The 6030-nt window shown below is 52.6% G+C and carries 2 tRNA genes and 3 rRNA genes; all 5 read right to left on the reverse strand.

The window, feature by feature from the left end:
- Positions 1-100: 100 nt before the first annotated feature.
- The 5 genes from rrf to DXY29_RS00030 all read right to left on the reverse strand — a co-directional run bounded on the left by rrf (position 101) and on the right by DXY29_RS00030 (position 5440).
- Positions 101-217: ribosomal RNA gene (rrf, locus tag DXY29_RS00005) — 5S ribosomal RNA — on the reverse strand.
- A 110-nt stretch (positions 218-327) separates the two neighbouring features.
- Positions 328-3195: ribosomal RNA gene (locus DXY29_RS00010) — 23S ribosomal RNA — on the reverse strand.
- A gap of 420 nt (positions 3196-3615) precedes the next feature.
- Positions 3616-3688, reverse strand: a tRNA-Ala gene (locus DXY29_RS00020).
- A 9-nt stretch (positions 3689-3697) separates the two neighbouring features.
- Positions 3698-3771: transfer RNA gene (locus tag DXY29_RS00025), tRNA-Ile, on the reverse strand.
- A 183-nt stretch (positions 3772-3954) separates the two neighbouring features.
- Positions 3955-5440 (reverse strand): 16S ribosomal RNA (locus DXY29_RS00030).
- Together the 16S, 23S and 5S rRNA genes with 2 tRNA genes alongside form the textbook arrangement of a ribosomal RNA operon.
- Positions 5441-6030 lie beyond the last annotated feature (590 nt).

Consider the following 6030-nt stretch of genomic DNA (forward strand, 5'->3'; position numbering starts at 1 on the left):
ACAACAAAAAAGCCACCTCAATCGAGGTGGCTTTTTCATGGTTGGCGATGGTGATTGCTACAACAATCAGCCAATCATCAACCTATTAAGAGAATGTTTTACCTGGCATCGAGCTATTTTCTCAGGGGGCTACCCCCCAAATATCGTCGCCGCTGATGCGTTTCACAACCGAGTTCGAGATGGATCGGAGTGGGACCACACCGCTATGGACACCAGGATAGTTATAAACATTCTCAAGGGTTGAACCCTGAGAACTGCATAGGATCTGTGGCTTTCACCACACGTCTGAATCAACAAAGAATTTGTCTTCAGGCAAGAACCAAAATGTTGGTCAAGCCCTCGGTCTATTAGTACTCCTCCGCTGCATCCATTACTGGACTTCCACGTAGAGCCTATCAACGGGTGTTCTTCCCGTGACCTTACTGGGTTACCCCATGGGAACACTCATCTTGAGGTGGGCTTCCCACTTAGATGCTTTCAGCGGTTATCCACTCCGCACATGGCTACCCAGCGTTTACCGTTGGCACGATAACTGGTACACCAGAGGTGCGTTCCTCCCGGTCCTCTCGTACTAGGGAGAAATCCTCTCAATGTTCCTACGCGTACACCGGATATGGACCGAACTGTCTCACGACGTTCTGAACCCAGCTCGCGTACCGCTTTAATGGGCGAACAGCCCAACCCTTGGGACCGACTTCAGCCCCAGGTTGCGATGAGCCGACATCGAGGTGCCAAACCTCCCCGTCGATGTGAACTCTTGGGGGAGATCAGCCTGTTATCCCTAGAGTAACTTTTATCCGTTGAGCGACGGCCCTTCCACTCAGAACCGTCGGATCACTAAAGCCGACTTTCGTCCCTGTTCGACTTGTAGGTCTCACAGTCAAGCTTCCTTCTGCTTTTGCACTCGTCAGCTGATTTCCAACCAGCCTGAGGAAACCTTTGCGCGCCTCCGTTACCTTTTAGGAGGCGACCGCCCCAGTCAAACTGCCCACCTGATACTGTCCGCTCCCCGGATAACGGGTGAACGTTAGAACCCTAGCTCTGAAAGAGTGGTATCTCACCAGTGACTAACTCATACCCACGAGCATGAGATCAACGTCTCCCACCTATCCTGCGCATTCAGAGCCCGGGCACAATACCAAGCTACAGTAAAGCTTCATAGGGTCTTTCTGTCCAGGTGTACGTAGTCCGCATCTTCACAGACAATTCTATTTCGCCGAGCCTCTCTCCGAGACAGCGCCCTGATCGTTACGCCTTTCGTGCGGGTCGGAACTTACCCGACAAGGAATTTCGCTACCTTAGGACCGTTATAGTTACGGCCGCCGTTCACCGGGGCTTCAGTCGCCAGCTTCGCTTACGCTGACCGGCTTCCTTAACCTTCCGGCACTGGGCAGGCGTCAGCCCCCATACATCGTCTTGCGACTTAGCGGAGACCTGTGTTTTTGGTAAACAGTCGCCAGGGCCTCTTCACTGCGACCACCTTGCGGTGGCACCCCTTCTCCCGAAGTTACGGGGCCATTTTGCCGAGTTCCTTAGAGAGAGTTACCTCGCGCACCTCGGTATTCTCTACCACCCCACCTGTGTCGGTTTCGGGTACTGGCAGTCATGCCTTAACGGGTATAGAGCTTTTCTTGGAAGCTTGACGTCACCAACTTCGCTGCCGTAGCAGCTCGTACTCACGCCTCAGCTCGGAACGTTTTCACCGCTCCTCAACGCCTCGAACGCTTGAACCAGTAACCAACATCTGGCTTGGCTAGCCTTCTCCGTCCCTCTTCCCAAAACATGACCGGTACAGGAATGTTGACCTGTTATCCATCGACTACGCCTTTCGGCCTCGCCTTAGGTCCAGACTAACCCTCCGCGGACGAGCCTGCCGGAGGAACCCTTAGGGTTTCGGTGCATGGGATTCTCACCCATGTTTTCGCTACTCAAGCCGACATTCTCACTTCTATGCAGTCCACATCCGCTCACGCTAATGCTTCGCCCCACATAGAACGCTCCCCTACCATAAAAATCCGCAGCTTCGGTACAACACTTAGCCCCGTTCATTTTCGGCGCAGGATCGCTCGACCAGTGAGCTATTACGCACTCCTTTGAGGATGGCTGCTTCTAGGCAAACCTCCTGGTTGTCTATGCAATCCCACCTCCTTTATCACTTAGTGTTGATTTGGGGACCTTAGCTGGCGGTCTGGGCTGTTTCCCTCTCGACCATGGAGCTTATCCCCCACAGTCTGACTGCCTCGCTACACACAGGGTATTCAGAGTTCATCTCGATTTGGTACCGCTCTCGCAGCCCGCACCGAAATGGTGGCTTTACCCCCCTGCTGGAGCACGAGACGCTACGCCTCAACGTATTTCGGGGAGAACCAGCTAGCTCCGGGTTCGATTGGCATTTCACCCCTAACCACAGCTCATCCGCTGACTTTTCAACGTCAGTCGGTTCGGACCTCCACTTGGTATCACCCAAGCTTCATCCTGGCCATGGTTAGATCACCCGGGTTCGGGTCTATAAACACTGACAAACGCCCTATTCAGACTCGCTTTCGCTATGGCTCCACCATTTCCGGTTTAACCCGCCAGTGCCTATAAGTCGCCGGCTCATTCTTCAACAGGCACACGGTCACCCTATGAGTAGGGCTCCCATTGCTTGTAGGCTCACGGTTTCATGTTCTATTTCACTCCCCTCCCGGGGTTCTTTTCACCTTTCCCTCGCGGTACTGTTTCGCTATCGGTCACACAGTAGTACTTAGCCTTACGAGGTGGTCCTCGCGGATTCACACGGAATTTCACGTGCTCCGTGCTACTCGGGATACAGCTAGCTCAGTTCAGTTTTCGGTTACGGGGCTTTCACCCTCTGTGGCGTGCCATTCAAGCACTTCTCCTAACATTCCTGATACACGTTGCTGTCCCACAACCCCGATACTCGAAAGCATCGGTTTAGGCTCTTCCCCGTTCGCTCGCCGCTACTTAGGGAGTCGTTTTTACTTTCCTTTCCTCCAGCTACTAAGATGTTTCAGTTCGCTGGGTTGGCTCGTGCCAGCCTATGGATTCAGCTGGCCGTATTAAGGGTTGCCCCATTCGGAAATTCCCGGATCAAAGCGTGCTTCCAGCTCCCCGGGACTTATCGCAGGTAACCACGTCCTTCATCGCCTCTGTGTGCCAAGGTATCCGCCGTGAGCCCTTTGTAGCTTGACCAATTAACCTCTTGAACGCTTACCGCCGTTGAAAGCAGATTCTCAAGTTTTTATTGCTAAAAACAAGATCAAACTCTGATTCGCTCGACACGAATCAAAGAACATTCAAGAGTCTCGGCTCTTGCTCAAAAGAATTTTCATTGTTCTGCTTCTAATCTCTCTTTCGAAAGATCAGACTCAAAACAATGCATCTGTAAGATGCTTTGTTTTTCCAGACTTCACCTATGCAGTTGTCAAGGTTCTGCTAGAACTTCAAACTGATTTCTCAGTTCGAGCCCAGCATCTTATCAACCAAATTCAAAGCTTTAAACTTAAAAACTTGGAATGACAGGAAGCTGGGGTCATCCAGCGGACACATCTAAATCACACACCAATCGAGCTCGACTCCAACAATTTGGAGACGGGGATAAAGTTCGGTCAGTGGAGGTTAGGAGACTCGAACTCCTGACATCCTGCTTGCAAAGCAGGCGCTCTACCAACTGAGCTAAACCCCCAACACCGAATGGGCCATCCTGGACTTGAACCAGGGACCTCACCCTTATCAGGGGTGCGCTCTAACCACCTGAGCTAATGGCCCAGGAGTCTCATCCCTTTTGGGGTGTGACCTAGACAAAGTTTAGGAACTGAAAATCTCCATCAAGCAAGACACATTGCTGCATCATCTTGATTTCAAATCTGAGGTACCGATCGACCTAAGGTGACAGGACTTCGGCCTAAGAATAAAAACACTCAGGCATCAAAATCGTTGTTTGTCTCCCTGTTAGGAGGTGATCCATCCGCACCTTCCGGTACGGATACCTTGTTACGACTTCACCCCAGTCATCAGCCCCACCTTCGACGTCCTCCTCCACAAGGGTTGGAGTAACGGCTTCGGGCGTGGCCAACTTCCATGGTGTGACGGGCGGTGTGTACAAGGCCCGGGAACGTATTCACCGCAGTATGCTGACCTGCGATTACTAGCGATTCCTCCTTCACGTAGGCGAGTTGCAGCCTACGATCTGAACTGAGCCACGGTTTATGGGATTTGCTTGTCCTCGCGAACTTGCAGCCCTTTGTCCGTAGCATTGTAGTACGTGTGTAGCCCAGGATGTAAGGGGCATGATGACTTGACGTCATCCACACCTTCCTCCGGTTTATCACCGGCGGTCTCTCTAGAGTGCCCAACTAAATGCTGGCAACTAAAGACGTGGGTTGCGCTCGTTGCGGGACTTAACCCAACATCTCACGACACGAGCTGACGACAGCCATGCACCACCTGTCACTGCGCTCCCGAAGGCACTCTCTCGTTTCCAAGAGATTCGCAGGATGTCAAACCCTGGTAAGGTTCTTCGCGTTGCATCGAATTAAACCACATACTCCACCGCTTGTGCGGGCCCCCGTCAATTCCTTTGAGTTTCACACTTGCGTGCGTACTCCCCAGGCGGAACACTTAACGCGTTGGCTACGACACCGAGGGGGTCGATTCCCCCGACACCTAGTGTTCATCGTTTACGGCCAGGACTACAGGGGTATCTAATCCCTTTCGCTCCCCTGGCTTTCGTCCATGAGCGTCAGTGATGGCCCAGCAGAGCGCCTTCGCCACTGGTGTTCTTCCCGATATCTACGCATTTCACCGCTACACCGGGAATTCCCTCTGCCCCTACCACACTCAAGCCCAACAGTTTCCACTGCCATGATGGAGTTAAGCTCCACTTTTTAACAGCAGACTTGAAGGGCCGCCTGCGGACGCTTTACGCCCAATAATTCCGGATAACGCTTGCCACTCCCGTATTACCGCGGCTGCTGGCACGGAATTAGCCGTGGCTTATTCATCAAGTACCGTCAGATCTTCTTCCTTGATAAAAGAGGTTTACAGCCCAGAGGCCTTCATCCCTCACGCGGCGTTGCTCCGTCAGGCTTTCGCCCATTGCGGAAAATTCCCCACTGCTGCCTCCCGTAGGAGTCTGGGCCGTGTCTCAGTCCCAGTGTGGCTGATCATCCTCTCAGACCAGCTACTGATCGATGCCTTGGTGAGCCATTACCTACACCAACTAGCTAATCAGACGCGAGCTCATCCTCAGGCGAAATTCATTTCACCTCGCGGCATATGGGGTATTAGCGGCCGTTTCCAACCGTTATCCCCCTCCTGAGGGCAGATTCTCACGCGTTACTCACCCGTCCGCCACTAACCCGAAGGTTCGTTCGACTTGCATGTGTTAAGCACGCCGCCAGCGTTCATCCTGAGCCAGGATCAAACTCTCCGTTGTAGATCATTTCCTTTTAGAAGCTTTCGCTCCCTCAAAATGATTTGCGTCACCCATTACTCAGATCAATCTGGCAACAGTTGAGGCCTCCTCTTCGCTGACACAAAAAGGGTTCTTAAGAGTGCATCTCTAGATTTCTCTTTCAATGACTTTCCGGGATCTCAGATCCGGTTGTTGCTCCACAATTCGCACACCGACAACAAGAAGGTTCGTGAAAACCTTCTCGTTGCAGCGAATTGCTTCGACGCAACGAAATTTTTTGACGGGACCTCACACCTTCATCGCTCTTTCATTCGGCTCCTCACCTCACCTTGCGGGTCGGCTCAGATCCAAACGCGATGAAAGCGTCAGTTCCTAAACTTTTCGATTGTCCAGGTGCGACCAAACTTCGCTTCACTCCCTCTCAGGAGTTCACTTGGCTGGTCATCACGGCCTTCGCGGCCGCTTGAAGAACTTACAACACCGTGGGATCGCTCCCTCTTGATCTTGTAAGTCGCCTAAGACACATCAAGGCTTTCGCCTTCAGCGCTTCGGCTTGCGCGCTCGCCTCTCGGCTCCCGCGCAAGACAAAACCATAACACCACAGCTCACAC

Origin of the sequence: Synechococcus sp. UW69 (assembly GCF_900474185.1) — a bacterium.
In the GTDB taxonomy this organism is placed as follows: Bacteria; Cyanobacteriota; Cyanobacteriia; order PCC-6307; family Cyanobiaceae; genus Parasynechococcus.